Raw genomic sequence first — 25,099 nt, 5'->3', positions numbered from 1 at the left:
GGCCCCCACCGCACCCGCCGCCGCCCGGCGGCGGGTGCGGTGGGGGCCGTCAGGCATGGGGGGCCGTCCTTCCGGTGCCCGCGACGAGGCGGGCCAGGTGCTCCAGGGCGGCGAGGCTGTGCCCGGACGTGAAGGCGTCGACGTGCGGGAGCGCCGCGGCCATCCCCGCGGTGAGGGGCTCGTACCCGGGGCGGGCCCGGTGCGGGTTCGCCCAGATCACCCGGTGCGCGAGCCGGTGCAGGCGGGCCATCTGCCCGCCGAGCAGGGCCGCGTCGCCGCGCTCCCAGCCGTCGGACGCGATGACGACGATCGCGCCGCGGGCCATGCCGGGATGCCCGAACCGGTCGAGGAACTCGCGCAGCTCCTCGCCGAGGCGGGTGCCGCCGCTCCAGTCGGGGATCGCCGCGGACGCCGCCGCCAGCGCCGCGTCCGGGTCGCGGGCGGCCAGCTCCCGGGTGACGCGGGTGAGGCGCGTCCCGGCGGTGAACGCCTCCGCCGTCCGGCCGCCGGACCGCACCGCGGCGTGCGCGAACCGCAGCAGCGCGTCCGCGTACGGGGCCATCGAGCCGCTGACGTCGACGAGCAGCACGAGCCGGCGGGGGCGCGGGCGGGGCGCGCGGCGGCGCAGCAGCGCCGTCTCGCCGCCGCGCCGGAGCGTCTCGCGGACGGTCCGGGGCGGGTCCGGCCGCCCGGCGGGCGCGGGCGCGAACCGGCGCGAGCGGCGGAGCTCGGCGCCCGCGTCCAGCAGCGCGATCAGGCGGGCGACCTCGGCGCGTTCGGCGGGCCCGAGCCGCGCCACGTCCCGGTCCCGCAGCACCTCGGCGGGGCTCGCGGTGACCGACCGGGCGTCCCCGGCGTCGCCGCCGCCCGCCTCCGGCACCGGTACCGGCGCGGGGCGCACGGCCACCGGGGGGCGGCGCGGCGGGCGGGGCGCCTCGCCGGAGAAGTACGCGGCGAACGCGCGATCGTAGCGGGGCAGGTCGTCCGGGCCCGCGCACAGCGTGAGGCGTCCCGCCCAGTACACGTCGGACGGGTCGAGGACGTCGAGGTGCCGCAGCGCCGCCACCATCGCCTGGAGGCGCGCGGGGTCGGCGGCGCCGCCCGCCGCGCGGAGCGTCCGGGCGAACCCGGCGAGCGTCCCGGTCACGTCCGTGCCCGCCCTGTCGGCACCGCCCATGTCAGCCCCCGGCCAGCAGCGCGCCGCCGCGCTCCTGGTCCTCGCGGTACTTCAGGACGGCGCCGAGCGTCACCGCCGCCGCGTCCGGATCGAGCTCGCGGGCGCCGAGGGCGAGCAGCGCCTCGGTCCAGTCGATGGTCTCGGCGACGCCCGGCGGCTTCAGCAGCCCGCCGCCGCGCAGCCGCCGCGCGGCGTCCGCGACCTGCCCCGCCAGGTGCGCGGTCGCGTCCGGCAGCCGCCGCCGGATGATCGCGACCTCCCGCTCGAACGGCGGATGCTCGAGCCAGTGGTAGAGGCAGCGGCGCTTCAGCGCGTCGTGCACCTCGCGGGTGCGGTTCGACGTGACGACCACGACCGGCGGGCGCTCGGCGCGGATCGTCCCGAGCTCGGGCACGGTGATCGTGAAGTCGCTGAGGATCTCGAGGAGGAACGCCTCGAACTCGTCGTCCGCGCGGTCCAGTTCGTCCACCAGCAGGACGCTCGGGGTCGTCTCCAGGGCGCGGAGCAGCGGGCGGGCCAGCAGGAACCGGCGGTCGTACAGCTCGCCCTCGAGCCGGGCGGCGTCGGCCGTCCCGGCGGCCTCGGCGGCCCGCAGGTGCAGGATCTGGCGCGGGAAGTCCCAGTCGTACAGCGCCTGCGACGCGTCGAGCCCCTCGTAGCACTGCAGCCGGATCAGCGGCGCGCGCAGCGCCCGCGCGAGCGTCTTGGCCAGCTCGGTCTTGCCGACCCCGGCCTCGCCCTCCAGGAACAGCGGCCGCCCCATCCGCAGCGCGAGGAAGCACGCCGTGGCGAGCCCCTCGTCGCAGAGGTAGTCGTGCCGGTCCAGCAGGCCCGCCAGCTCCGCCGGCGAGGCGACCGCCCCGCCCGGCACCGTGTCCGCCACCACATCGCCAGGCTATACACCGGGACCGCGCCCGCCCAGAGCGCGCGGGCGGTTTCCCGACTGTCACCTCCGCGCCGGTGGACAACCCGCGCCCCCCGTCGGACGCTGACCGCGACGGACGGTGCACGGAGAGGGACGGGCATGCGCGACGGTTCGCTCGCCGCGCTCGTGGCGCTCGGCGCGTTCCACGGGCTGAACCCGGCGATGGGCTGGCTGTTCGCGGTGACGCGCGGCCTGCAGGAGCGCAGCCGCCCGCTCGTGGTGCAGGCGCTGCCCGCGATCGCCGCGGGGCACGCGGCGTCCATCGGCGCCGTCGCGGTCGCCGTCGCGCTGCTCGGCGCGGTCGTCCCCGCCCGCGCCCTGGCCGCGGGCGGCGGGCTCGTGCTGGTCGGCTTCGGGGCGTGGCTGCTGCTCGGGCGCCGCGCGGCGCACCGCGCCCCCGCCCCGGTGGGGCTGTGGCAGCTCGCGGGCTGGTCCTTCGTGATGTCGTCCGCGCACGGCGCGGGGCTGATGCTGGTGCCGCTGCTCGCCCCGTCGGCGGCGCCCGCCGCGGGCCACCACCACCATGGGCTCGCGGACGCGTCCGGCGGCGCGCTGTCGGCGGGGATCTTCGTGACGGGCGTGCACACGCTCGCGATGTTCGCCGTCGCGGGCGTCGTCGCGGTGCTCGTCTACGACCTCGTCGGCTCGGCGATCCTGAAGCGCACGTGGTGGGACCTGGACCGCCTCTGGGCGGCCGCCCTGCTGATCGCCGGGGCCTTCACGCTCGCCACGGCCGCCTGACGCCTTCCGCGGCGGGTCAGTCGGGGTCGGGCGCCTCGGCGCGGGCCTTGAGGAGCGCGGCCAGCTCGGCGACCTGGCGGGCGGCGAGCTTCTTCTCGGCGCCGTTGATGCCCATCACGCCGAGCGCGGTGCCGTCGGACAGGTCGAGGCGCGGCCAGGGGTCGCCGACGGTCATCGTGACGTCGAGGACCTCGGGCCACTCGAGGCGCCGGGTGCGGAACGCGTTGACGACCGTGAGGCCCGCCTCGTCCGCCGTGACGCGGCAGCGGGCCAGCATGTGCAGGACCCACGCGAGGCCGAGGCCGAACAGCACCATCAGGACGCGGTCGACGACGGTGAACTGGGGTGCCACGAACACGGCGAGCACGATCATCGCCAGGATGATCGCGCCCGCCGTGGCGTAGGCGACGAGCCGGGTGGTGCGGGGACGCCACGCGGTCGGCAGGGCCGGGGTCTCAGTCAACGATCTTGGAGATGGGGATCTCGAGGATGTCGTGGGCGCCCGCGGCCTTCAGCGCCGGGATCAGCGTGTTCACGCCGCGCTTGGCGACGACCGACTCGACCGCGTTGGACTCGCCCCCCGCGAGCGACGTGACCGTGGGCGACGACATCGACGGCATGATGTCCAGGACGGCCTGGAGGTCGGACTGCGCGACGTTCAGCTTGAGCAGGACGTTGCCCCGCGCGCGGATCGCGCCCTGCAGCAGGAGGGCGACGTCCTCCATCGCGGCGCGCTTCTGCGCGTCCTCGTACGCCTCGCGGTTGGCGACCAGCTCGGTGTAGCTCGTGAGGAGCGTGTCGAGGATCCGCAGGCCGTTCTTGCGCAGCGACGAGCCGGTCTCGGTGAGGTCGACGATCGCGTCGACGATGTCGGGGACCTTCGCCTCGGTCGCCCCGTAGGACGGGACGACCCGGGCCTTCACGCCGTGCTTCTCGAGGAAGCGCTCGGTCATCGCGGGGAACTCGGTGGAGATCCGGACGCCCTCGGGCAGGTCGGACACGCTCTGCCAGGGCGCGTCCTCGGGCACCGCCATGATCACGCGGACCGGGTTGGACGTGGCCTTGGAGTACTTCAGCTCGCCGAGGCTGACGACGTCGGAGTCGGTCTCGGTGATCCAGTCGCGGCCGGTGATGCCGAGGTCGAACAGGCCCTGTTCGAGGTAGGTCGGGATCTCCTGCGGCCGCAGGACGCGGACGCGGTCGATGCGCGGGTCGTCGATGGAGGCGCGGTAGTCGCGGTCCGAGGCGCGCCGGACGGTGAGGTCGGCGGCGTCGAACAGCTGCATGGTCGCCTTCTCCAGCGACCCCTTGGGCAGGACGAGTGACAGCACGGAAGTTGCCTTTCGATGGGATGCGTTACGGGGTTCCGGGGACGTTCAGGAGCCCGAATGCTCCAGGCCGTACCCGGCGTGACCGTGATGCCGCAGACCTCGCAGGGTCAGTGCCGTGTCGAGTGCGGCCACAGTCGCCTCCCATCCCTTGTCCTCGCGGCTGCCGGGCAGCCCGCTGCGCTGCATTGCCTGCTCAATGGTGTCACATGTGAGGACTCCGTTGCCCACCGGAGTCGACTCGTCGAGCGCGACGCGTGTCACACCGGCCGTCACCGAGTCGCACACGTAGTCGAAATGGGCCGTCTCGCCCCGGATGACCGCGCCGAGGACGACGACGGCGTCCAGGTCGCGGGCGAGCTGCTGCGCCACGACGGGCAGTTCCAGCGCGCCCGCGACGCGGACGACCACGGGCTGGTCGATCCCGCACGCCTTCGCGGCCGCGAGCGACCGCTCCAGCAGCGGGTCGGTGATCGGCTCGTGCCAGCGGGTGCAGACGACGCCGAGCGTGAGCCCGGCCGCGTCGACGACGGTGTCCTCGGGGCGTCCCGCGCCGCTCATGAGAGTCCCTCGATGTCGTGTCCGAGACGGTCGCGCTTGACCGTCAGGTAGCGCCGGTTGTCTTCGGTGACCACCACCGGCATGGGCTCGCGGTCCAGCACGTCCAGGCCGAAGCCGTGCAGGCCGCGGAGCTTCGCCGGGTTGTTGGTGAGCACCCGTATCGAGCGTACGCCCAGGTCGCGCAGCATGTGCGCGGCGTTGGAGTACTCGCGCGCGTCGGCGGGCAGGCCGAGCTCCAGGTTGGCGTCGACGGTGTCGGAGCCGGCGTCCTGGAGGGCGTAGGCGCGCAGCTTGGCCAGCAGGCCGATGCCGCGGCCCTCGTGGCCGCGCAGGTACAGCACGACGCCGCGGCCCTCCTGCGCGATGCGCTCCATCGCGGCGTCGAGCTGGGTGCCGCAGTCGCACCGCTCCGAGTGCAGGACGTCCCCGGTGAGGCACTCGGAGTGCGCGCGGACCAGCACGTCGGCGCCGTCCCCGAGGTCGCCGAGGACGAGCGCGACGTGCTCGCCGCCGTCCACGGCGCTGGAGAACCCGACGGCGCGCCACGTCCCGTACCGGTTGGGCAGCCGGGTCTCCACGACCCGGGTGACGAGCGGCTCGGTGCGGCGCCGGTGGTCGACGAGCTGCTCGATGGAGATCAGCTTGAGGCCGTGCTCCTTGGCGAACACCTGCAGTTCGGGGAGGCGCGCCATGGTGCCGTCCTCGTTGACGACCTCGGCGAGGACGCCCGCCGGGGCGAGGCCCGCCATCCGGGCGAGGTCGACGGCGGCCTCGGTGTGGCCGCGCCGCCGCAGCACGCCGCCCTCGCGGTAGCGCAGCGGGAAGATGTGCCCGGGACGGACGAGGTCGCGCGGCTCGGACGCCGAGTCGCACAGCGCCCGGATCGTCTTCGCGCGGTCGGCGGCGGAGATGCCGGTGGTGACGCCGTCGCGGGCGTCGACGCTGACGGTGTAGGCGGTGCGCATCCGCTCGGTGTTCTGCGCGGTCATCAGCGGGATCTGCAGCCGGTCGAGGTCGGCGCCCTCCATCGGGACGCAGATGACCCCGCTGGTGTGGCGGATCGTGAACGTCAGCAGCTCCGGCGTCGCCTTGGCGGCGGCGAAGATGATGTCGCCCTCGTTCTCGCGGTCCTCGTCGTCGACGACCACGACGGGACGTCCCGCCGCGATGTCGGCGACCGCCGCCTCGATGTCGTCGAAGACGCCGTTCCCGTTTCCGATGATCCCGTTGTCGATGGTCCCGTTGCCGCTCATGCGGTCACCGCCTTGTCCTCGGGGGTTGTGCGCGGGGCCCGGACCTCCCGGGACTCGCGGAGCCAGTTGCGGAGCCCGGCCATCACCATCACGAAGAAGATCCCGTAGACGGCGCCGGAGACGTACAGCCCGGACTGGAGGGCCAGCGGGACGCCGACGAGGTCGACCAGTACCCACACGACCCAGAAGTCGACCAGTGCGCGGCTCTGCGCGAACGTCGCGACCGCGCTGCCGACGAAGATGTACGCGTTCGCCCACGGCGACCAGGCGATCTCCAGCCAGGCCAGGTGGGTGAACAGCTGAGCGACGACCGCGGTGCCGAGCAGCAGCACCGCGACCAGCACGATCCGCTCGCGGGCCGTGGCCTGCCGGACGACGAGCCCCTCGCCGCCGCGCCGCCCGCTCGTCCAGCGGTGCCACCCGTAGAGGGCCAGGCCGCAGAACAGCACCTGCTTGAGAGCGTTGCCGGGGACGTCGGCGTGCAGGGACGCCGCGAGGAGCAGGAGCGCGCCGGTGAGCTGCACCGGCCACGTCCAGATCGTCTTGCGCATCGCGAGCCACACGACGGCGAGGGAGAGCGCGTTGCCGATGAGATCGGTCCACAGGACGTGCTCGCCGAAGACGGTGAAGCTCGCGTCGAGCCAGCTCATGCGCGGTCGCCCAGCATGCGCTCGACGTACTTGGCGACGACGTCGACCTCGAGGTTCACCGGGTCGCCGGGCTCCTTGCGGCCGAGCGTGGTGAGCGCGAGCGTCGTCGGGATCAGCGCGACGCTGAACCGGTCGGCGCCGGCCTCGACGACGGTGAGGCTGATGCCGTCCACCGTGATCGAGCCCTTGTCGACGAGGTAGCGGCCCAGGTCGGCCGGCAGGGACACCGTGACGACGTCCCAGCGCTCGCCCGGTTCCCGGGAGATGATCGCGCCGACGCCGTCCACGTGGCCCTGGACGAGGTGCCCGCCGAGCCGGTCGGACAGCCGGACGGGACGCTCCAGGTTCACCTTCGAGCCCGGTTCGAGCGCGCCGAGGCTCGACTTGTCGAGGGTCTCCTTGATGACGTCGGCGGTGAAGACGCCGTCCCGGACGTCCACGACCGTGAGGCAGACGCCGTTGACCGCGATCGACGCGCCGTGGACGGCGTCCTGGGTGACGAGGGGGCCGCGGATCGCGAGCGCGACCGAGTCCCCCTGGGGCTCGATCGACGCGATCTCGCCGAGCTCCTCGACGATGCCGGTGAACACTCCCGGGCCTCCTACTCGAAAGGCTCCGGGGTACGGCAGATATGCCCACTACACCCCTGAACAGGGGCGTACCGCGCGCTGCCTCCCATCCGGACTTTCACCGTCGGTCCCGGAGTTCCACCGGGTCAACCGGCCGATGGTTTCGGCCGGGTCGCGGACTGTCACCGCCGGTTCGGAATTGCACCGACCCCGGAGCACGCGTTCATGCTTGCCAACCAGTGTGCCATGCCTCGCATTCCCCGCTTCTGTGAAAATCGCCACGACCGGGGCCGCGCCCGCCCTCCACGGGCACGCCGGAGGGCGGGCCGACCGCCCCGCGGAACGGAGAAAAGGCAGGTCAGCGGGCCTCCGCGTCGGTCTGGTCCGCCGCGGCCCGCAGCGCCTCCACCGCCTCCGGGACGTCCGCGTGCGCGGGGATGATCCGGTCGATGCCGGTCATGCTCAGCAGCCGGGTGAGGCGGGCGGGCACCGCGGCCAGCGTCAGCGAGCCCTCCTCGGCGCGCAGCCGGCGGTAGAGCCGGATGAGCGCGTTCAGGCCGCTGGAGTCGCAGAACGGCACCCGCGACAGCTCCAAAACCACGTGCGGGTGCCCCTGGCCCGCGGCGTCCAGCGCCGCGTCGGCCAGCAGCGGGCCGTTGTTCAGGTCGAGTTCGCCCGCGACGGCCAGCACGGCGATCGGTCCGTGCCGCTCGACGACGGTCACGTCCAGCGCGATGCTCACGGTTCTCCCTCCTCGTCCGTCCGGGACGGGCGCGTGCCGGGCCCGGCACGGCCGCCGGCGCCCGCCGGGCCCGGGGACGCGGTCGTGGCGAGGAACGCCGCCTCGCCGTGGCTTCCGGTGACGGTCTCCGGGGCCCCGGGCCCGCCCCCGCCGCTTCGGGACCGCCACGCGGTCCGGGCGGCGCCGTCCGGAACGGTCGCACCCGGGGAACGCAGTCTCATGACGGTGAGATGCCCTCCGGTTCCCGCCCGTACCGCGTTTCGGCCGGATTCCGCGGGAACCCGCCGCGCGGCGGACTCTGTTGCCCTATGGCAACTTTCACGCTAGTTGTTGTCTGCGCGGTCGGCGAACCCGAGGGAGGCCGGCGGGACGGCGGCGGCGCGTGACTCCGCCGGTCCCGGCCGCCCCTTCCGCCGGGTGGCCCGGCGTCGATGCGGGGGGAGCGGCGGCGGTGGAGGCCCACCGTCGTCGCTTCGCCGCCGCGCGCCCGCAGCCGGACGTGCGCGGCCGGACGTGCGCGGCCGGGCGCTCCGCGGGCGGGCGAGGGCCGTCAGGCGAGGGTGAGGCCGTCCGGGCCCGGCGCGACGGCCGTCAGGCCCTCGATGACGTGGTGGGCCTCGCCCAGGGCCTCGCGCGGATGGCTGGTCGTGACGGCGACGACGGTCGCGCCCGCGGCGCGCCCGGCCGCCACCCCGGCGGGGGCGTCCTCGACGACCACGCACGCGGCCGGGTCGGCGCCGAGCAGCCCGGCGGCGCGCAGGTAGCCGGCGGGGTCGGGCTTGCCGTGCCGGACGTCCTCCGCGGTGACCACCACGCCGGGCAGCGGGATCCGCGCGGCGGCGGCGCGGGCGGCGAGCTGCCCGCGGTCCATGGACGTGACGAGCGCCCAGGGCAGCCCGTCCATGCCCGTGAGGAGGTCGACGGCGCCGGGGAGGGCGGTGATGCCGTCGGTCCCGGCCGCCTCCAGGGCGTCGAGGCGCGCGGCGGCCTCGGCGACGCGGTCCGGCGGCAGGAAGTCGGCGATGCGGTCGCCGGTGCGGCGGCCGTGCGAACCGGCGAGGAACACGTCGGCGTCGATGCCGTACTCGGGCGCCCACCGCCGGGCCGCGTGCTCGACGAGGGGCGTGGAGTCGATCAGGGTGCCGTCCACGTCGAACAGGACGGCGGCGCACGGCAGGCGCGTCACGCCCGTCACCAGTCCGCCTTGGCGGTCGCCTCCTCCGCCTGGCCGCGCAGGCGGCGGACGGCCTCGGCCGGGTCGTCGGCGCCGTAGACGGCGCTGCCCGCGACGAACACGTCGGCGCCCGCCTCGGCGCACCGCTCGATCGTCTCGGCGCTGACGCCGCCGTCCACCTGCAGCCAGACCGGCAGGTCGCGGCCCTTGATCAGCTCGCGGGCGCGGCGCACCTTCGGCAGCACGACGTCGAGGAACTTCTGGCCGCCGAAGCCCGGCTCGACGGTCATCAGCAGCAGCATGTCGATCTCGCCGAGGAGGTCCTCGAAGCCGTCGACGGGCGTGGCCGGGTTCACCCCGAGGCCCGCGCGCGCCCCGGCGGCGCGGATGGCGCGCAGGGTGCGGATCGGGGCCTTGGCGGCCTCGGCGTGGATGGTGACGCTGCCCGCGCCCGCCTCGGCGTACTGCGGGGCCCAGCGGTCGGGGTCCTCGATCATGAGGTGGCAGTCGAGCGGGAGAGCGCTGCTCTCGAGCAGCGACCGGACGACCGGGAGCCCGAGGGTGAGGTTCGGGACGAAGTGGTTGTCCATGACGTCCACGTGCACCCAGTCGGCGGAGTCGGCGATGCGCGCGACGTCCTCCGCCAGTCGGGCGAAGTCGGCGGACAGGATGCTGGGTGAGATCTGCGGAGCCATGATGCGACGAGTCTATTGCCGGGGGCCGGGCGGTCCGTCACCCGGTCGGGTGACGGCGGGGGCGACATCGGGCCGCGCCCGCTCCGCGAGACCGAGGCGGCCAAACGCCGCGGCCGTCCCGGCCGTCACCCACAGGGCGACGAGCGCCTGGACGGCGAACGCCCGGGCCGGGTCCGGGCCCCCGAACGGCAGGTTCAGCGCGAGCAGCGGCAGGGCGCCCGCGACGCCGATACCGATCCGGGCGAGGCCGCGCGGGACCGTCCCGCCGGGGCCGGGCAGGCCGCGCCGCGCGGCGATGGACAGGCCGGCGAGCAGCCCGGCCAGGGCGCCGGTGATCATGGCCGCCTGGGTGAGGCTCGGCGCCTCGATGTCGCCCCCGGCCTCGATGATGGCCCGCCGCCACTCGGCGGGGTAGCGGAAGTCCTCGACGGGCTGGAACGCGACCCAGGTGACGCCCAGCAGCAGCAGGGACGCCCCCAGGGACAGCAGCGTCTGGGCGAGCACGCGCTGCCGCCCCCACCACGCGACCACGGCGGGGCCGGCCGTCAGCGCGAGCAGCAGCAGCGCCCCGCCGATCGCCCAGCCCGCCAGCACCTGCCACACCGAGTGCGCGCCCAGGTACACGCGGGAGACACCGATCAGGACGATCATGACGACGGCGCCCGCCCACGGCAGCGGCCGCCGCGCCCGCGACGCCAGGAACCCCCACGCGACGATCCCGTTCTGGGCGTGGCCGGACGGCATCCCGAACGACGAGTGCGCCGCGAGCCCCTCGACCGACGGGTCCGTCCAGAACGGCCGCGGATCGTGGAACACCAGCTTGAGCAGCGTGTTCAGGACCGCGCTCAGCAGCAGGAGCACCGCGCCGCGCGCCGCGAGCCGCGGTGCGACACACCAGTACAAAAGCACCAGCAGCGGGACGTAGAAGGCCGCGCTCCCCGCGGCCGAGACCGCGTGCATGAAGCCGGTGAGCACGGACCCCCCTCCTCGGCGGCCGGGCTGGACGGCCAACCCGGGCCCTCGTCAGGGTGAACGTCAGACGCGGCGCAGGAGTGCCAGGAACATCGCGTCGGTGCCGTGCCGGTGCGGCCAGAACTGCGCGTACGGGCCGTCGCCCAGGCCGGCGAGGCCCGGCGCGATCCCCGCCAGGACGGCCGGCGCGTCGAGCCGCTCGGCGCCGCCGTGCTCGCGGACGACGTCGTCGACCACGACGCGGGTCTCCGCGAGATGCGGCGAGCACGTGACGTAGGCCACCGCCCCGCCCGGCCGGGTCGCGTCGAGCGCGGCCGCGAGCAGCCGCCGCTGCAGCGGGCCGAGTTCGGCGACCGCCTCGGGACCGCGCCGCCACCGGGCCTCCGGGCGGCGCCGCAGCGCGCCGAGGCCGGTGCAGGGCGCGTCCACCATGACCCGGTCGAAGGCGCCGGGCCGCCACGGCGGCGCGGTGCCGTCCGCGGCGAGCACCCCGGCGCGGCCGTCCACGGCGCCCCGCACGAGGCCCGCCCGGTGCGGCTGGACGTCGGCGGCGACCAGCCGCGCGTCCCGCCGCGTCGCGACCGCCGACAGCAGGCCCGCCTTGCCGCCCGGGCCCGCGCAGACGTCGGCCCAGCGCGCGTCGCGCCCCTCCACCGGGACCTCGGCGAGCGCGAGCGCGACGAGCTGGCTCGCCTCGTCCTGGACGGCGGCGCGGCCCTCCCGGACGGCGGCGACGGCGGACGGGTCGCCGTCCGGCAGGACGGCGCCGTACGGCGAGAACGGGGCCGGTTCGGCGCCCGCCTCGACCAGCTCGGCGACCTCGGCGCGGCCGGGGCGGGCGACGAGCGTCACCCGCGGGCGGGCGTTGTCGGCGGCGAGCAGGTCCTCGATCTCGGCGGCGCCCACGGCGTCGCGCAGCGCCGACACGATCCACTTCGGGTGGCTGTGCGCGACCGACAGCCGCGCGACCGGCTCGGCGTCCGGCGGCGCGACGATCGCGAGCCAGCCGGCGAGGTCGCGCCCGGCGACCTTGCGGAGCACCGCGTTCGCGAACTTCGCCTGGCCGGGCCCCGCGACCGAGCGCGCCAGCTCCACGGTCGTGCCGACGGCGGCGTGCGGCGGAATGCGGGTCGCGAGGATCTGGTGGGCGCCGAGCCGCAGGACGTCCAGCAGCGGGGCGTCGATGCGGCGCAGCTCGCGGTCGCTGCACAGCGCCAGGACGGCGTCGTAGGTGCCGCGGCCGCGCAGCGTCCCGTAGGTCAGCTCGGTGGCGAGCGCGGCGTCGCGCCCGGTGAGGTCGCGGTCGCGGAGCCGGGCCGGCAGCAGCAGGTTGGCGTAGGCGTCGCGGGTCTCGACGGCGCGGATGACGTCGAAGGCGGTGCGGCGGACGAGGTCCTGCGGGCGTCCGGTGCGGCGCGGGCCGCCGGGGCGCCGCCCGGCGCCGCCGTCGCCCCGGCCCCGGCCGCGGCCGTTCCGGTTTCCGCCGTGTCCGCGGGTGGTGTGCGGCATCAGTGCAGCGCGTCCTCACCGTCGATGGCGGCGCCCCGCGCCCAGTCGGCGGCGGGCATCGGCCGCTTGCCGGGCGGCTGGACCTCGCCGAGGACGACCGGGTGCGTGGCCGTCCCGACCAGCACCTCCGCCTTGCCCGCCCGCAGCCGCCCCGGCGGCAGCGGCGCCGCGTCGGGCGGCGCCGGGCGGACGGGGCCGAGCTTCAGCCGCGCGTCCCTGAACTCCGTCCACGCGCCCGGCGCGGGCGTGCACGCGCGGACGAGCCGGTCGACGTGCCGCGCCGGGGACGTCCAGTCGACGCGGGCGTCGCCGGGGGTGAGCTTCGGGGCGTGCGACACGCCCTCGCCCGGCTGCGGGCGCGCCTCCAGCACCCCCGCCTCGATGCCGTTCATCGTGTCCAGCAGCAGGCCCGCGCCCGCGACGGCGAGGCGTCCGAGCAGGTCGCCGGAGGTGTCGTCCGGCCGGATCGGCTCGGTCAGCACCCCGTACACCGGGCCGGTGTCGAGCCCCTCCTCGATCTCGAACGTGGCCGCGCCCGTCACGTCGTCGCCGTGCAGGATGGCGCGCTGGACGGGCGCCGCGCCGCGCCACGCGGGCAGCAGCGAGAAGTGCAGGTTCACCCAGCCGTGCCGGGGGATGTCGAGCGCCTCCCGGGGCAGCAGCGCCCCGTAGGCGACGACCGGGCAGCAGTCGGGGGCGATCTCCCGCAGCCGGTCGAGGAACTCGGGGTCGCGGGCCTTCGCCGGCTTGAGCACCTCGATCCCGGCGGCGGCGGCGCGCTCGGCGACGGGGCTCGCGGTGACGCGGCGGCCCCGGCCCGACCGCCCGTCCGGCCGGGTGACGACGGCGGCGACCTCGTGGTCGGAGGCCAGCAGCGCGTCCAGCGACGGCAGCGCCGTGCCGGGCGTGCCCGCGAAGACGAGCTTCATCAGAGCGCCTTCCCGAGCGTGCGGTGCGGCGACTCCTTCACGACCGGCGCCGGCTCGCCGAACCACTCGGCCTCGCGGATCGCCTTCATCGCGGCCTTGCGCTGCTCCGGGTCCATCCGGTCGATGAACAGCACGCCGTCCAGGTGGTCGGTCTCGTGCTGGACGCAGCGCGCCAGCAGGTGCGTGCCCTCCAGCGTGATCGGCTCCCCGTGCATGTTGAAGCCCTTCGCGACGACCCCGACGGCGCGGGGCGTCGGGAACGCCAGGCCCGGCAGCGACAGGCAGCCCTCGTCGTCGGTCTCCTGCTCGTCCGACAGGTCGAGGGTGGGGTTGACGACGTGCCCGAGGCGGTCGTCCACGTAGTAGGTGAACACGCGCAGGCCGACGCCGAGCTGCGGCGCGGCCAGCCCCGCCCCGGGGGCGTCGATCATCGTGTCGGTGAGGTCCTTCACGAGCTTGCGCAGCTCCTTGTCGAAGTCCTTCACCGGCTCGGCGGGGGTGCGCAGCACGGGGTCGCCGAAGAGGCGGATGGGCTTGACGGCCAAGGAGGGCTCCGTTTCCTGCAGGGTCGAACGCTCGATCGTGGGACGTACCGTCCAGTTTACGGAGGCGTCAGGCGGATCGCGCCTTGTAGGCGGCGGTGCGGGCGGTCTTCGCGACGGTCCGGTCGGGGTGGTGGTCCCCGAGGGCCTCCAGCACCTCGACCAGGTCCGGGTGCTCGATCCGCCACAGCTCGTCCACCATGGCCGCCATGTCGGCGTCCGCCGGGACGTCGGCGAGCGCGGCCTCGACGGCCTCGGCCGGGTCGGCGGCCTCCATCATCCCGGCGACGGTGTCGACGAACACCCACAGGTACTCGCCGCGGGTCAGCTCCCGGCCCTCCGGGTCGCCCGCCGCCGAAAGCCACATCGCCGCGTACGGCGCGGCGAGCGGATGCCCGGCCGCGGCGCGCACGACGGGCGCGGCCTCCGCGCCGATGCGGTGCAGGACGGACGCCGCGAGGCTGCGGGCGCCCGGACCGCCGGTCCGCATGACGTCGAGGAGCTCCGCGGCGGCCGCGGACGCGTCCCGGCCGTCCAGCCAGCCGCCGATCTCCTCGTCGGCCGTGTCGGGGCGGTGCCAGACGAGGCCCGCGACCAGCTCCGCCGCCGTCGCGTCCGCCAGGTCGCCGACGACCGGCGCCAGGAACCCGTCGGCCACCAGCAGCTCCCGGACGGCCCACACGGCGAGCGGCGTCAGCGCGCGGCCGCCCGCGTCCCCGGCCGGCTCGACGATCCCCCACTCCGCCAGGACGTCCAGCTCGCGGCGGAACGCGTCGGCGAGGAGCCGCGACATCGCCGCGCCCTCCTCCTCGACCACGTACTGCTCCCCGATGTGGTCGATCATCGCGGCGACGAGCTCGTCCGGCGGGGTCGGCTCGTCCTGCTCGTACAGGTGGATCAGGACGCCGGTCAGCGCGTTCTGCACCAGCTCGCCGGCGTCGAGCCCGTCCTCGTAGTCGTGCTCGGGCACCGCGACGGCGTCGAACAGCGGCAGCCACGCGGCCAGCAGCGCGGCGTCGTCGGCGGACCGCAGCCCCGCCAGCGCCGCGCCGGGCGCGGCGCGGCCGCCCTCGACGTCGATCGCCTCGGCGGCGGCCGCCGCCCACCAGAGCCGCTCCAGCTCGCCGTCGCCCCCGTCGTCCGGCGCCTTCAGCCCGAGGACGCGGCGCGCCTCCGCGGCGTCGCCGTCGGTGAGGGTCTCGTGCTCGGTCAGCTCCCGCTCGCCCGTCCACTCGGCCAGCGCGACGACCGCCGCGGTGAGCCGGGACGCGCGCGCCGCCGCGGCCAGCTCGGCCTCCGGCGCGATCCGCACCGGCGGGACGACGCGCTCCTCGACCTCCCGCAGGTACTCCTCGGTGCGCGCGAACCGCTCCGCCTCCGGAAGGCTGTCGAACTCGCGCACCCAGCTCTCCACGGCCTCCCGGTCGTCCATGGCGACGCCGTCGGCCCGCATCAGCCCCGCCACGACCTCCGCGGCGGCCTGCTGCTCGGCGGCGTCGAAGTCGCCGACGATCTCGGTGAACTCGGGCGCGGCGCGGTCGATCTCCATCTCCAGCGCGGCCGCGTCCGGCGCGGTGACCGCCCCGGAGTCGCGCAGGTACGCGACGACGCCGCGCAGCGCCGCCAGCACGGTGGGAACGTCGTCGGCGGCCGCGACGACCGCCTCGGGGAACACCTCCAGCAGGAGGCTCCGGAGCCGTTCGGGGGTCAGCTCCCCCGGGCCCGGCAGTCCCAGCTCGTCCCGCATCAGCTCCAGCAGGATCCGCGTGCCCTGCTCGTCGAGCTTCTCTCCGCGCTCGTCCGCCCACCGCCGCAGGTCGCGGTCGGTCGACTCCACCCAGTTATCGGCCACCGGATCACCCTATTGGTCAGATCAGCTCCAGGGGGTCGATCTCGACGCGTACGGCCTCCGCCGCTTTCCGCGCACTGCGAACGCCGCGGGCCTCCTTCAGCGCGCGCGCCAGCGCCGCACCGTCGCGCGGCGCGACGCGGACGAGCGCGCGCTCCCGCTCGGGGCCCTCGGCCCGCTGCCCGCCGGGCGCCGCCGCCACCGGCACGGGCCCCAGCACCTCCGCGCCGTCCGGGAGGCGCGCGTCGGCCAGCAGTTCGCGGATCGCGGCGGGCGCGCCGGTCAGCGACGCCATCCGCACCGCCGGCGGGAACCCCGCCTCGCGGCGCTCGGCCAGCTCCCGCTCCGCGAACGTCACCGGGTCCCACCGGACGAGCGCCTGCACCGGCGGCAGCGTCCCGTCCGCCCCCACGACCACCGGCCCCCCGGGGCGGACGAGCGCCGCCGCGTTCATCCAGCGGCGCAGCGCCTCCTCGGCGGCCCGCAGGTCCGGGCGGCCCAGCAGGACCCAGCCGTCCAGCAGCAGCGCGGCCGCGAACCCGTCCTCGGCGGCCGGCTCCGCGCCCGGCGTCGCCACCACCAGGGCCCGCTCCGGGCCGATCCGGTCGAGGACCGCGTCCCGCCCCGACGTGCGCACCGGCACCCCGGGGAACGCGCGGCCCAGCTCCTCGGCCGTCCGCTTGGCGCCCACCACCATCGCGCGCAGCCGCGGGGACCCGCACTCCCCGCACCGCCAGTCGCCCGCGATCCGCCCGCACCACCGGCAGTACGGCGCGGCGTGCGACGACGGCAGCGCCAGCGGCCCCTGGCAGGCGCCGCACCGCGCGGGCGTCCGGCACCGGACGCACGCCAGCCCCGGCACGTACCCGCGCCTCGGCACCTGCACCAGCACCGGCCCGCCGTCGAGGGCGCGACGGGCCGCCTGGAACGCCATGTTCGGCAGCCGCGCCGTGCGGGCGGCTGCGTCCCGCGCCAGCTCCCCGTCCTCCCCCGCGAACCGGACGCGCGGCATGACCTGCCGGATCCGCGCCCGGTCGGGGGCGAGCGCGTGCGCCCAGCCGGTCTCGACCAGCCGGGTCGCCTCGGTCGTCCGGGTGAACCCGCCGAACAGCGCCGCCGCGCCCGACCGGTGCGCCCGCAGCGCCAGGACCTCGCGCGGGTGCGGGTAGGGGGCGTGCTGCTCGGCGTGCACGTCGTCGCCGTCGTCCCACAGGACGACGAGGCCGAGGTCGGCGACGGGCGCGAACATCGCCGCGCGCGTCCCCACGACCGCGCGCGCCGTGCCGCGCAGGACCGCCAGCCACCTGCGGTACCGCTCCGCGGGCCCGGTCTCGGCGGTGAGGGCGACATGGCGCCCCTCCCCCAGCTCCTCGGCCAGCGCCGCGTCCACGCGCGCGACGTCGCGCCCGTCCGCCAGCACGACCAGCGCGCCCCGCCCGGCGCGCAGCGCCGTCGCGGCGGCCCGGGCGATCGCGTCCGTCCAGCGGGGCCCGGGCAGCGCCGTCCACACCGCGCGCGGCGCCCGCCCCTCGGCCAGCGCGGTGAGGAACGACGGCCCGGCCGGGTACTCGGCCCACGGGCCCGGCCCCGCGTCCTCCTCCAGCGGGGGCGGCGGGTCCGGCGGCGGCTCGGCCTCGACCCGTGCGTGCCGCGGCGGGACGGCGAGCCGCACGACGTCCGCGAACGTCCCGGCGTACCGGTCGGCGACCTCCCGCGCCAGCGCGGCGACCTGCGGGGTGAGGACCGGTTCGGGCGATGTGACCCGTTCCACGTACATCAGGGCGCCCCGGTGGTCGCTCTCGGCGACCCGCTCGAGCAGCAGGCCGTCCACGAGCTGGCCCCGGAACCGGACCCGCACCCGGCACCCGGGCACCGCCTCGGCGTCGAGTTTCGCGGGCACCAGGTAGTCGAACGGCCGGTCGAGGTGCGGCAGCGGGATGTCGACGGCGACCCGCGCGACCGGCAGCTCCGCGGCGGGCGCCTTCGCGCCCTTCTTGGGCGGCTTCGCCGGTGTCTTGGCGGGTGTCTTCGCCGGCGTCCGCGGCAGGTCGGCGAGCCCGGGGATCAGCTCCGCTCCCCCGCTGTCTCCCCCGGCCGCCTTGGTCACGTCCCCGTCCTATCAGACCCCTCCGACCTCCGACGCCGGACCGCTCCCTGCCCGCGCCCCCGCGTCCCACCGCCTACAGGCGGGATCTTTCCCGGACTGGGCAGGGAAGGAACGAGCGGTCCGTTTTGTGCCGGGGAGCGGTTGCGTGAATCATTGGCGGATGCCTCCCCTCCCCCTTTCCCCCACCGTGTCCCGGCAGGTCCCGTGAGCGTCGCGCGGGCGCCCGGGCGGGCGGAGGACCTGGTCGGGGACGTGCGGGCGGGGCGTTCCGGCCCGCCGGCGCCCGGGTGGCGGCGGTACGCGAGCGCCCGGCATCCGGTGACGGCGGCGGCGCTGACGGCCCTGGTGCTGCACCTGGCGTGGGCGCTGCTGCTCGCGACCGAGGGCGGCGACCTCGCCGCGCAGGCCGCCTGGACGGACTTCGCCGCCGCGCACCCCGGCGCCGCGTACAGCTTCTCCTGGTACGGCGGGATGCATCCCGTCTCCTACAGCGTCCTCTCCCCGTACGTTATGGCGCTGTTCGGGATCCGGACGGTCGCGACCGTGACGGGCGTCCTGTCGGCCGTGCTGACCGCGCACCTGCTCGTGCGGTTCCGCGCGCCGGTGGCGCTGCCCGCGGCAGTCTGGGCGGCGTTCGCGCTGGCCTGCAACAGCGCCTCCGGACGGACGACGTTCGGGCTCGGCCTGACGTTCGCGCTCGCGGCGACCGCCCTGGTGTTCACGCGGCGCGGCACGCCCGCGCGGCGGGGCGCCGGCATGGTCGCGTGCAGCCTGCTCGCGTCGCTGGCGAGCCCGGTGGCGGGGCTGTTCCTGCTGGTGCTGTCGGGCACGCTGGTGCTGACCCGGCGGTTCCGCGCCGCGGCCGCCGTCGGGGCGGGGCTGCCGGTGGTGTCCGGGACGACGAGCGTGCTGTTCCCGTTCGGCGGGGTGCAGCCGATCTCGTTCGACGCGATCGTGCTCCCGACGGTGGCGAGCGTCCTCGCGATCCTCGTCTGCGCGCCCGCGACGTGGCGGTTCGTCCGGCTGGGCGCCGGCGTGTACCTCGCCGGGATCCTGCTGACGTGGCTGATCCCCTCGCCGGTGGGCAGCAACGTGGAGCGCCTGTCGCTGCTGTTCGGCGGCATGTTCCTGCTGGTCGCCGTCGGGTGCGTGCGGGGCCGGGCGCGGCTGGCCGCGCTGTCGCTGGCGTTCGTCGTGACGGCCGCCTGGCAGGTCGTGAAGCCCGTGGACGACCTCGTCCACACCGAGCCCGCGGCCCGCGCCGCCGACCACGCGCGCGGCCTCGTCGCCGAGCTGGAGGCGCTGGACGCGGACGAGAGCCGCATCGAGGTCGTGCCGCTGCGGTCGCACTGGGAGTCGTCGGGTCTGGCCCGCGGGTTCGTCCTGGCGCGGGGGTGGAACCGGCAGGTCGACGCAGAACGGCACGGGCTGTTCTACGAGGAGGGCGCGCTCACCGCCGAGTCGTACCGCGACTGGCTGCACGAGTGGGCGGTCAAGTGGGTGGTGCTCCCGGCGCAGGAGGTCGACTGGGCGGCCGAGGAGGAGGCGGCGCTCGTCCGGTCGGAGCCGGCGTACCTGGCGGAGGTGTGGCGCGACGACCACTGGCGGCTGTTCCGCGTGCGGCACGCGACGCCGCTGGTGGGGGCGCCCGGCACGGTGGCGCGGCTGGACGCGGGGCGGCTCGTCGTGGACATGCCCGCCGCCGGGTCGGTGCCGGTGCGGGTCGCCTGGTCGCCGTGGCTGGACGTCGGCGGCGGCGCGTGCCTGCGCCGCGAGGGCCGGTTCGTGCGGCTGGAGGCCCCGGCGGCGGGCCGCTACACGCTCGCGGCCCGGTACGGCGCCCTGCGGCACGGCGCGCGCTGCCCGTCCTGAGGGCGCGCCGAAGGCCCCGGACGCGCGGTGCGTCCGGGGCCGGGTGCGTCCGTCAGAGTCCGGCGGCGGCGGCCAGCGCCTTCGCGCGGTCCGTGGACTCCCAGGAGAAGTCGGGCTCGGAACGGCCGAAGTGGCCGTAGGCGGCCGTCTGGGAGTAGATCGGGCGGAGCAGGTCGAGGTCGCGGACGATCGCGCCGGGACGCAGGTCGAAGACCTCGTCGACGGCCTTCTCGATCTTCTCCGGGTCGACCTTCTCGGTGCCGAAGGTCTCGACGAACACGCCGACGGGGTGCGCCTTGCCGATCGCGTAGGCGACCTGGACCTCGGCGCGGTCGGCGAGCCCGGCGGCCACGATGTTCTTGGCGACCCAGCGCATCGCGTACGCGGCGGAGCGGTCGACCTTGGACGGGTCCTTGCCGGAGAAGGCGCCGCCGCCGTGGCGGGCCATGCCGCCGTAGGTGTCCACGATGATCTTGCGGCCGGTGAGGCCGGCGTCGCCCATCGGGCCGCCGATCTCGAAGCGGCCGGTCGGGTTCACCAGCAGCCGGTAGCCCTCGGTGTCGAGCTCGAACGCGGCCAGCACCGGGTCGACCACGTGCTCCTTGACGTCGGGCGTCAGGAGCTCCTTGAGGTCGATGTCGGGGGCGTGCTGCGACGACACGACGACGGTGTCGAGGCGGACCCCGCGGTCGCCGTCGTACTCGATGGTGACCTGCGTCTTGCCGTCCGGGCGCAGGTAGGGGACGGTGCCCTCCTTGCGGACGGCCGACAGCCGCTGCGCGAGCCGGTGCGCCAGCGTGATCGGCAGCGGCATCAGCTCGGGGGTCTCGTTGGTGGCGTAGCCGAACATCAGGCCCTGGTCGCCCGCGCCCTGCCGGTCCAGCTCGTCGCCGCGCTTGTCGCGGTCGTCGCCCGAGCGGGTCTCGTAGGCGTCGTCGACGCCCTGCGCGATGTCGGGCGACTGGGCGCCGATGGACACCGACACGCCGCAGGAGTGGCCGTCGAAGCCCTTCTTGGACGAGTCGTAGCCGATCTCGAGGATCTTCTCCCGGATGATGCTCGGGATGTCCACGTAGGTCTCGGTGGTGACCTCGCCGGCCACGTGCACCTGGCCGGTCGTGATCATGGTCTCGACGGCGACCCGGCTCGTCGGGTCGTCCTTGAGCATCGAGTCGAGGATCGCGTCACTGATCTGGTCCGCGATCTTGTCCGGGTGTCCTTCGGTGACGGACTCGGAGGTGAACAGGCGGCGAGACACGTACGTGAACTCCTTGCAGCGGCTGCTGACTGACGTCGCAGGACGGATGGTTCTTCGGTTCGGCGGGGGTCGCCTCGCCCGGGCGACCCGAGGGTCCCAGCAGTCTAGCGGGACCGATCAGGATCGAGGTTTCAGGCGGGCGGCGACCAGATCCCACACGGTGTCGGCCAGTTCCTCCTTCGCGCCGCGCGGCACGTCGACGCTGGAGCCGTCCGCGTCGAGCACCACCGCCGCGTTGTCGGGCGTCCCGAACGCGAGGTTCTCGCCGACCTGGTTGACGACGAGGAGGTCGCTGCGCTTGCGGACGAGCTTGGCCCGGCCGTTGGCGAGGACGTCGTCGGTCTCGGCCGCGAACCCGACGATCACCTGGCCGGGGCGGCGGCGCTCGCCGAGCTCGGCAAGGATGTCGGGGTTCTTGACGAGCGCGATCGGCTCCGGCTCGCCGTCCGGCGTCTTCTTGATCTTCGACCCCTGGTAGGCGGCGGGCCGGAAGTCGGCCACGGCCGCGGCCATCACGACCGCGTCGGCGTCCCCGGCGGCCTCCAGGACGGCCTTGCGCATCTCCTCCGCGGACCCGACGGGCACGACGCGGGCGCCGGCCGGGTCGGGCAGGGCGACGTTGGCGGCGACGACCGTGACGCGGGCGCCCCGCGCGACGGCGGTGCGGGCGAGCGCGTACCCCTGCAGGCCGGACGAGCGGTTGCCGATGAACCGGACGGGGTCGATCGCCTCGCGCGTCCCGCCGGCGGAGACCACGACGTGCCGTCCGGCGAGGTCGCGCGCGGCGTCGCCGCGCTCCCGGTCGCCGCGCGCGAGGACGCGGCGGGCGACCTCGAACAGCTCGGCGGGGTCGGGCAGCCGCCCGGGGCCGGTGTCGGCGCCGGTGAGCCGCCCGGAGGCGGGCTCGACGACGATCGCGCCGCGGGCCCGCAGCGTCGCGACGTTGTCGCGGGTGGCGGGGTGCTCCCACATCTCGGTGTGCATCGCGGGCGCGAACACCACCGGGCAGCGGGCGGTGAGCAGGGTGTTGGTGAGCAGGTCGTCGGCCAGGCCGTGCGCGGCGCGGGCGAGCAGGTCGGCGGTGGCGGGCGCGACGAACACGAGGTCGGCGGTCTGCCCGAGCCGGACGTGCGGGACCTCGGAGACGCCGTCCCAGACGTTCGGGGACACCGGGTGGCCCGACAGCGCCGCCCAGGTGGGCTCGCCGACGAAGCGCAGCGCGTCCGCCGTGGGGACGACGCGCACGTCGTGGCCCGACTCGGTGAGCCGCCGCAGCAGCTCGCACACCTTGTACGCGGCGATGCCCGCGCCGACGCCGAGGACGACGCGGGGCTTACCGGTGCTCATGGCTGTCACTCTCCCGGCTCACCGGCCCGGCTCACGCTCCCCAGGCGCGGCGCCCGGTCCGTTCGGGCCGTGCCGCCGGTTCCGGCGGGCGGCCCGGGTGGTCTCAGCCCTCGATGGGCTCGGCGTTGAGGAGGCCCTCGCGCGTCTCGCGGAGCGCGATGGACAGGGGCTTCTCCTGCACCTGGGTCTCGACGAGCGGCCCGACGTACTCCAGCAGGCCCTCGCCGAGCTGGGCGTAGTAGGCGTTGATCTGCCGGGCGCGCTTGGCCGCGATGCTCACGAGGCCGTACTTGGTGTCGACGACCTCGAGGAGCTCGTCGATCGACGGGTTGGTGATGCCTTCGCTGCTGGCTGCCACTCCGTGGCCTTCCACTAGGGTGCGGGCCGTGTCCGCCGGAGGGCGGACTTCGGTCATTGAACAGCCATCAAGGTTAGCAGCTCGGAGCACACGTCCCGGACGGACGTGTTGACGAGCGTGACGTCGAACTCCTTCTCGGCGGCGAGCTCGACGCGGGCGGCGTCCAGGCGCCGTTCGATCACCTCGGGCGGCTCGGTGCCGCGGCCGGTGAGGCGGCGGACCAGCTCCTCCCAGGACGGCGGCGCGAGGAACACCAGCTGCGCCTGCGGCATGGTGCCCCGCACCTGCCGGGCGCCCTGCAGGTCGATCTCCAGCAGGACGGGCTCGCCGCGGGCGAGCCGCTCCTCGACGGGCTTGCGGGGGGTGCCGTAGCGGTTCCCGGCGAACTCGGCCCATTCGAGGAGCTCCCCTTCGGCGACGAGCCGGTCGAAACCGGCGTCGTCGACGAAGAAGTACTGCACGCCGTGCGTCTCGCCCGGGCGGGGGGCCCGGGTGGTCACCGAGACCGACAGCCACACCCGGGGGTGTGAGCGCCGGATCTCGGCGACGACCGTGCTCTTGCCGACGCCCGACGGCCCGGAGAGGACCGTCAGCCGACGGGCGAGCGGTTCGTGCGTGGGGGAGCCTTCCGGCGCAGTCATGGGTGCGCCGGAGTCGGACGAGGTGGTGCCCGCGCCGGGGCGCCCGCCGGGGAGCCCGGCACCGGTCGTCCCGGTGCCCGGCGCCCCGTTTCCGGGCAGCCCGGAGCCGGCCGCGGCGGTCAGACCGCCGCGCCCGTCCGTGAGTCGCGCGTCAGCGGTTCGCACTTCCGCCGAACTCACGCTCCAGGGAGGCGCGCTGGTTGGCGCCGAGGCCCCGCACGCGGCGGGACTCGGCGATGCCCAGGCGCTCCATGATCTGCTTCGCACGGACCTTGCCCACACCGGGCAGCGATTCCAGGAGGGCCGACACCTTCATCTTCCCGATGACGTCGTCGGACTGACCCTCCTTGAGAACCTCGGCGAGCGAGGTTCCCCCGTGCTTGAGCCGGTTCTTAACCTCGGCCCGCTCCTTGCGGGCCTTGGCAGCCTTCTCCAGGGCTGCGGCGCGCTGTTCGGGGGTTAGGGGCGGAAGAGCCACGCCGGGTCACCTCAGGTTTCCACTCGACGGAGTCGGACGGGTTGGGAAACTAGCGAGTTGTTGCCCCATAAGGCAACGTGAAGTGCCGTTTAGCCCACCACAAATTCACGAAAATCACTCCCCGGAGTGTCCTCAATACGGAGTGTACACAACTTGGACGGTCCGGAAGTCGATCCCTGCACCTTGCTGGGACTTTCGAAAGATCGTGAAAAACCCCCCATTCCAGCCCGGTTTGCGGCAGAAGGTACCGTTCGGCGGGACGCTCCGGGCCTCCGCCGCGGGGTCCGCGGCGCGCCGGCGGACCGTTCCGGCGACCGTCCGGAACCCCTGCGCGACGGCCCGTGTGAACCTCCCCACAGGGCGTCCCGACCGAGTGACGCTCGTCACGCCGCGCCGTTCCGCACGTCGCGGCGGTCGCGCAACTGCCATCCTCGACAACACCCGCCCGCCAAGATCATTCCCGTACCGGAGGCCCGCCGCCCGACACCGCTCCCCCGCCCCGCGCCCGCGGGCGCGCCTCCGCGCCCGTCCGCGCGAGAACGGTCCGGCCGGCGAGCCGGACGCCTTCCGCCGTCCGGGAAACGCTCCCGCGAGACCCGTTCGTGAACACCCGGCCCTTCCCCGCGTATCGCATTGCGGAAGTCCGGGAGGCGGCATTCGCGTGCCCGCCAATAACCGCAATGGGTGATCACGGCCCGCCCAACTGAGCGCCCACTGCACGCGATGCTAAATCCGGCTCGCAAAGCAAATCTCGCCATACGGACCTCCCCCGCCCCATAAAGCCGCGCACCCGCCGGCCATGACCCGACGCGTGACTCACCCCGGGTCAAGACGTCCCGCCGACACCCCTCGCCGAGGCGCCGCACGGCTCCGCGCGCGACCCGCTCCGGGCCCCGTCCGCCCGACATCTTCGCACGTCAGACCCGGTTCATCGCACCCGGGGTCACACCCGCACATCTCCGGCCCTGCACCCCAGACCGCGACACATGAGACATCTCACCCACACGCGGCCTCCATGACCCACACCATGACCCCGCTCCGGTCAAGCCGAGCCACGGGCGAGCCCGGCCAACGGTGGCCGTCCAGTCGACGACCGAGAGCAGCCAACGGGCGCTCCAGCCATCAGACCCCGGCAGCACCGCCGCACACGGAGCGTGCCCGCCCCAACGGCGGCCGGACGAGCGCGCCGCTGCCGGGGCGCCCGCCCGGCCACCGACACGCGAGCGGTCCGCGCCGTCATCGAGACACCGGCGGCGCCGCCGAACGCGGGGACCTGCCCGCCCGCAACCGGCGCACCGGACGAGCGCGCCGCTGCCGGGGCGCCCGTGAGGCCACCGACACGCGGTCGGCCGGGGCCTTCATCGAGACACCGACGGCGCCGCCGAACGCGGGGGCCTGGCCGCCGGCAAACGGCGCACCGGA

24 protein-coding genes and 1 riboswitch are annotated in these 25,099 nt (G+C 75.4%); of the genes, 2 read left to right on the top strand and 22 right to left on the bottom strand.

The genetic code is table 11. From position 1 onward, the window contains the following. Positions 1-49: 49 nt before the first annotated feature. Both DMH08_RS27445 and DMH08_RS27440 read right to left on the bottom strand, forming a co-directional pair. A complete protein-coding gene (locus DMH08_RS27445) occupies positions 50-1,177 on the bottom strand; it encodes a vWA domain-containing protein (protein ID WP_125618638.1) in 1,128 nt (375 codons plus the stop codon). Position 1,178: 1 nt separating this feature from the next. Further along, on the bottom strand, positions 1,179-2,063 hold the full coding sequence (locus DMH08_RS27440) for an AAA family ATPase (protein WP_026405788.1): 885 nt from the start codon (positions 2,061-2,063) through the stop codon (positions 1,179-1,181). Positions 2,064-2,201: 138 nt separating this feature from the next. Between DMH08_RS27440 and DMH08_RS27435 the strand changes: the two genes are divergently transcribed. Beyond that, entirely contained in the window at positions 2,202-2,843 is a 642-nt protein-coding gene (locus DMH08_RS27435; RefSeq protein WP_026405787.1) for a hypothetical protein, read from the top strand. Between the two features lie 16 nt (positions 2,844-2,859). On the opposite strand, the gene DMH08_RS27430 is transcribed toward DMH08_RS27435, so the two are convergent. The 15 genes from DMH08_RS27430 to DMH08_RS27360 form a co-directional block, all read right to left on the bottom strand. Further along, positions 2,860-3,306, bottom strand: coding sequence for a PH domain-containing protein (locus DMH08_RS27430; RefSeq protein WP_026405786.1), 447 nt, complete (start codon positions 3,304-3,306; stop codon positions 2,860-2,862). After that, positions 3,299-4,174, bottom strand: coding sequence for an ATP phosphoribosyltransferase (gene hisG, locus DMH08_RS27425; protein WP_026405785.1), 876 nt, complete (start codon positions 4,172-4,174; stop codon positions 3,299-3,301). Before hisG ends, DMH08_RS27430 begins: the two co-directional genes overlap by 8 nt. 45 nt (positions 4,175-4,219) lie before the next feature. Further along, positions 4,220-4,732 (bottom strand): 6,7-dimethyl-8-ribityllumazine synthase, encoded by a 513-nt coding sequence (gene ribH, locus DMH08_RS27420; protein WP_026405784.1) that lies wholly within the window; start codon positions 4,730-4,732, stop codon positions 4,220-4,222. Further along, positions 4,729-5,985 (bottom strand): bifunctional 3,4-dihydroxy-2-butanone-4-phosphate synthase/GTP cyclohydrolase II, encoded by a 1,257-nt coding sequence (locus DMH08_RS27415; RefSeq protein ID WP_125618636.1) that lies wholly within the window; start codon positions 5,983-5,985, stop codon positions 4,729-4,731. The genes ribH and DMH08_RS27415 overlap by 4 nt, the downstream gene beginning before the upstream one ends. Further along, a complete protein-coding gene (gene pnuC / locus DMH08_RS27410; protein ID WP_034521343.1) occupies positions 5,982-6,635 on the bottom strand; it encodes a nicotinamide riboside transporter PnuC in 654 nt (217 codons plus the stop codon). Before pnuC ends, DMH08_RS27415 begins: the two co-directional genes overlap by 4 nt. After that, complete coding sequence (locus DMH08_RS27405) at positions 6,632-7,225, bottom strand: riboflavin synthase (protein WP_026405782.1); 594 nt, start codon at positions 7,223-7,225, stop codon at positions 6,632-6,634. Before DMH08_RS27405 ends, pnuC begins: the two co-directional genes overlap by 4 nt. A gap of 71 nt (positions 7,226-7,296) precedes the next feature. Beyond that, a riboswitch (FMN riboswitch) is annotated at positions 7,297-7,427 on the bottom strand. 135 nt (positions 7,428-7,562) lie between these two features. Continuing rightward, a complete protein-coding gene (locus DMH08_RS27400) occupies positions 7,563-7,946 on the bottom strand; it encodes an STAS domain-containing protein (protein ID WP_125618634.1) in 384 nt (127 codons plus the stop codon). Positions 7,947-8,496: 550 nt separating this feature from the next. Continuing rightward, positions 8,497-9,141: an HAD-IA family hydrolase gene (locus tag DMH08_RS27395; RefSeq protein WP_233617838.1), complete on the bottom strand. Its 645-nt coding sequence runs from the start codon at positions 9,139-9,141 to the stop codon at positions 8,497-8,499. Continuing rightward, positions 9,138-9,815: a ribulose-phosphate 3-epimerase gene (gene rpe, locus DMH08_RS27390; protein WP_026405779.1), complete on the bottom strand. Its 678-nt coding sequence runs from the start codon at positions 9,813-9,815 to the stop codon at positions 9,138-9,140. Before rpe ends, DMH08_RS27395 begins: the two co-directional genes overlap by 4 nt. Positions 9,816-9,827: 12 nt before the next feature. Then, the gene (locus DMH08_RS42480) at positions 9,828-10,790 is read right to left on the bottom strand and encodes a phosphatase PAP2 family protein (protein WP_125618632.1); all 963 of its coding nucleotides are present in this window, start codon (positions 10,788-10,790) and stop codon (positions 9,828-9,830) included. 60 nt (positions 10,791-10,850) lie between these two features. After that, a complete protein-coding gene (locus DMH08_RS27380; protein ID WP_026405778.1) occupies positions 10,851-12,296 on the bottom strand; it encodes an RsmB/NOP family class I SAM-dependent RNA methyltransferase in 1,446 nt (481 codons plus the stop codon). Further along, positions 12,296-13,225 carry a methionyl-tRNA formyltransferase gene (gene fmt / locus DMH08_RS27375; RefSeq protein ID WP_026405777.1) on the bottom strand — a complete coding sequence of 310 codons (930 nt, stop codon included), beginning with the start codon at positions 13,223-13,225 and terminating at the stop codon, positions 12,296-12,298. Before fmt ends, DMH08_RS27380 begins: the two co-directional genes overlap by 1 nt. Next, on the bottom strand, positions 13,225-13,770 hold the full coding sequence (gene def, locus DMH08_RS27370) for a peptide deformylase (protein WP_026405776.1): 546 nt from the start codon (positions 13,768-13,770) through the stop codon (positions 13,225-13,227). The genes fmt and def overlap by 1 nt, the downstream gene beginning before the upstream one ends. Positions 13,771-13,837: 67 nt before the next feature. Next, on the bottom strand, positions 13,838-15,619 hold the full coding sequence (locus DMH08_RS27365; protein ID WP_125618630.1) for a hypothetical protein: 1,782 nt from the start codon (positions 15,617-15,619) through the stop codon (positions 13,838-13,840). 16 nt (positions 15,620-15,635) lie between these two features. Continuing rightward, on the bottom strand, positions 15,636-17,723 hold the full coding sequence (locus DMH08_RS27360; RefSeq protein WP_084551182.1) for a primosomal protein N': 2,088 nt from the start codon (positions 17,721-17,723) through the stop codon (positions 15,636-15,638). A 204-nt stretch (positions 17,724-17,927) separates the two neighbouring features. On the opposite strand from DMH08_RS27360, the gene DMH08_RS27355 reads away from it, so the two are divergent. Beyond that, positions 17,928-19,595: an MFS transporter gene (locus DMH08_RS27355; protein WP_233617837.1), complete on the top strand. Its 1,668-nt coding sequence runs from the start codon at positions 17,928-17,930 to the stop codon at positions 19,593-19,595. A gap of 52 nt (positions 19,596-19,647) precedes the next feature. Here the strand turns inward: DMH08_RS27355 and metK are convergent, their stop codons facing one another. The 5 genes from metK to mihF all read right to left on the bottom strand — a co-directional run bounded on the left by metK (position 19,648) and on the right by mihF (position 23,677). Continuing rightward, positions 19,648-20,853, bottom strand: a complete 1,206-nt coding sequence (metK, locus tag DMH08_RS27350) for a methionine adenosyltransferase (protein WP_026405774.1) — start codon at positions 20,851-20,853, stop codon at positions 19,648-19,650. 117 nt (positions 20,854-20,970) lie between these two features. After that, a complete protein-coding gene (coaBC, locus tag DMH08_RS27345; protein ID WP_125618628.1) occupies positions 20,971-22,200 on the bottom strand; it encodes a bifunctional phosphopantothenoylcysteine decarboxylase/phosphopantothenate--cysteine ligase CoaBC in 1,230 nt (409 codons plus the stop codon). Between the two features lie 103 nt (positions 22,201-22,303). Next, on the bottom strand, positions 22,304-22,558 hold the full coding sequence (rpoZ, locus tag DMH08_RS27340) for a DNA-directed RNA polymerase subunit omega (RefSeq protein ID WP_026405772.1): 255 nt from the start codon (positions 22,556-22,558) through the stop codon (positions 22,304-22,306). 53 nt (positions 22,559-22,611) lie between these two features. Further along, positions 22,612-23,199, bottom strand: a complete 588-nt coding sequence (gene gmk, locus DMH08_RS27335) for a guanylate kinase (protein ID WP_125618626.1) — start codon at positions 23,197-23,199, stop codon at positions 22,612-22,614. A gap of 151 nt (positions 23,200-23,350) precedes the next feature. Further along, the gene (mihF, locus tag DMH08_RS27330; RefSeq protein ID WP_026405770.1) at positions 23,351-23,677 is read right to left on the bottom strand and encodes an integration host factor, actinobacterial type; all 327 of its coding nucleotides are present in this window, start codon (positions 23,675-23,677) and stop codon (positions 23,351-23,353) included. Positions 23,678-25,099: the final 1,422 nt, after the last annotated feature.

The sequence above is a fragment of the Actinomadura sp. WAC 06369 genome, from assembly GCF_003947565.1.
GTDB classification, from domain to species: Bacteria; Actinomycetota; Actinomycetes; order Streptosporangiales; family Streptosporangiaceae; genus Spirillospora; species Spirillospora rifamycini.
This window is presented reverse-complemented; position numbering and strand designations above follow the sequence as displayed.

Excerpts from the sequence above, each read along its gene's own strand:
- fmt (WP_026405777.1), bottom strand. The coding sequence starts at position 13,225 with ATGAAGCTCGTCTTCGCGGGCACGCCCGGCACGGCGCTGCCGTCGCTG.
- DMH08_RS27380 (WP_026405778.1), bottom strand. The coding sequence starts at position 12,296 with ATGCCGCACACCACCCGCGGACACGGCGGAAACCGGAACGGCCGCGGC.
- DMH08_RS27415 (WP_125618636.1), bottom strand. The coding sequence starts at position 5,985 with ATGAGCGGCAACGGGACCATCGACAACGGGATCATCGGAAACGGGAAC.
- rpe (WP_026405779.1), bottom strand. The coding sequence starts at position 9,815 with ATGGCTCCGCAGATCTCACCCAGCATCCTGTCCGCCGACTTCGCCCGA.
- gmk (WP_125618626.1), bottom strand. The coding sequence starts at position 23,199 with ATGACTGCGCCGGAAGGCTCCCCCACGCACGAACCGCTCGCCCGTCGG.
- DMH08_RS27435 (WP_026405787.1), top strand. The coding sequence starts at position 2,202 with ATGCGCGACGGTTCGCTCGCCGCGCTCGTGGCGCTCGGCGCGTTCCAC.
- pnuC (WP_034521343.1), bottom strand. The coding sequence starts at position 6,635 with ATGAGCTGGCTCGACGCGAGCTTCACCGTCTTCGGCGAGCACGTCCTG.
- coaBC (WP_125618628.1), bottom strand. The coding sequence starts at position 22,200 with ATGAGCACCGGTAAGCCCCGCGTCGTCCTCGGCGTCGGCGCGGGCATC.
- ribH (WP_026405784.1), bottom strand. The coding sequence starts at position 4,732 with ATGAGCGGCGCGGGACGCCCCGAGGACACCGTCGTCGACGCGGCCGGG.
- DMH08_RS27445 (WP_125618638.1), bottom strand. The coding sequence starts at position 1,177 with ATGGGCGGTGCCGACAGGGCGGGCACGGACGTGACCGGGACGCTCGCC.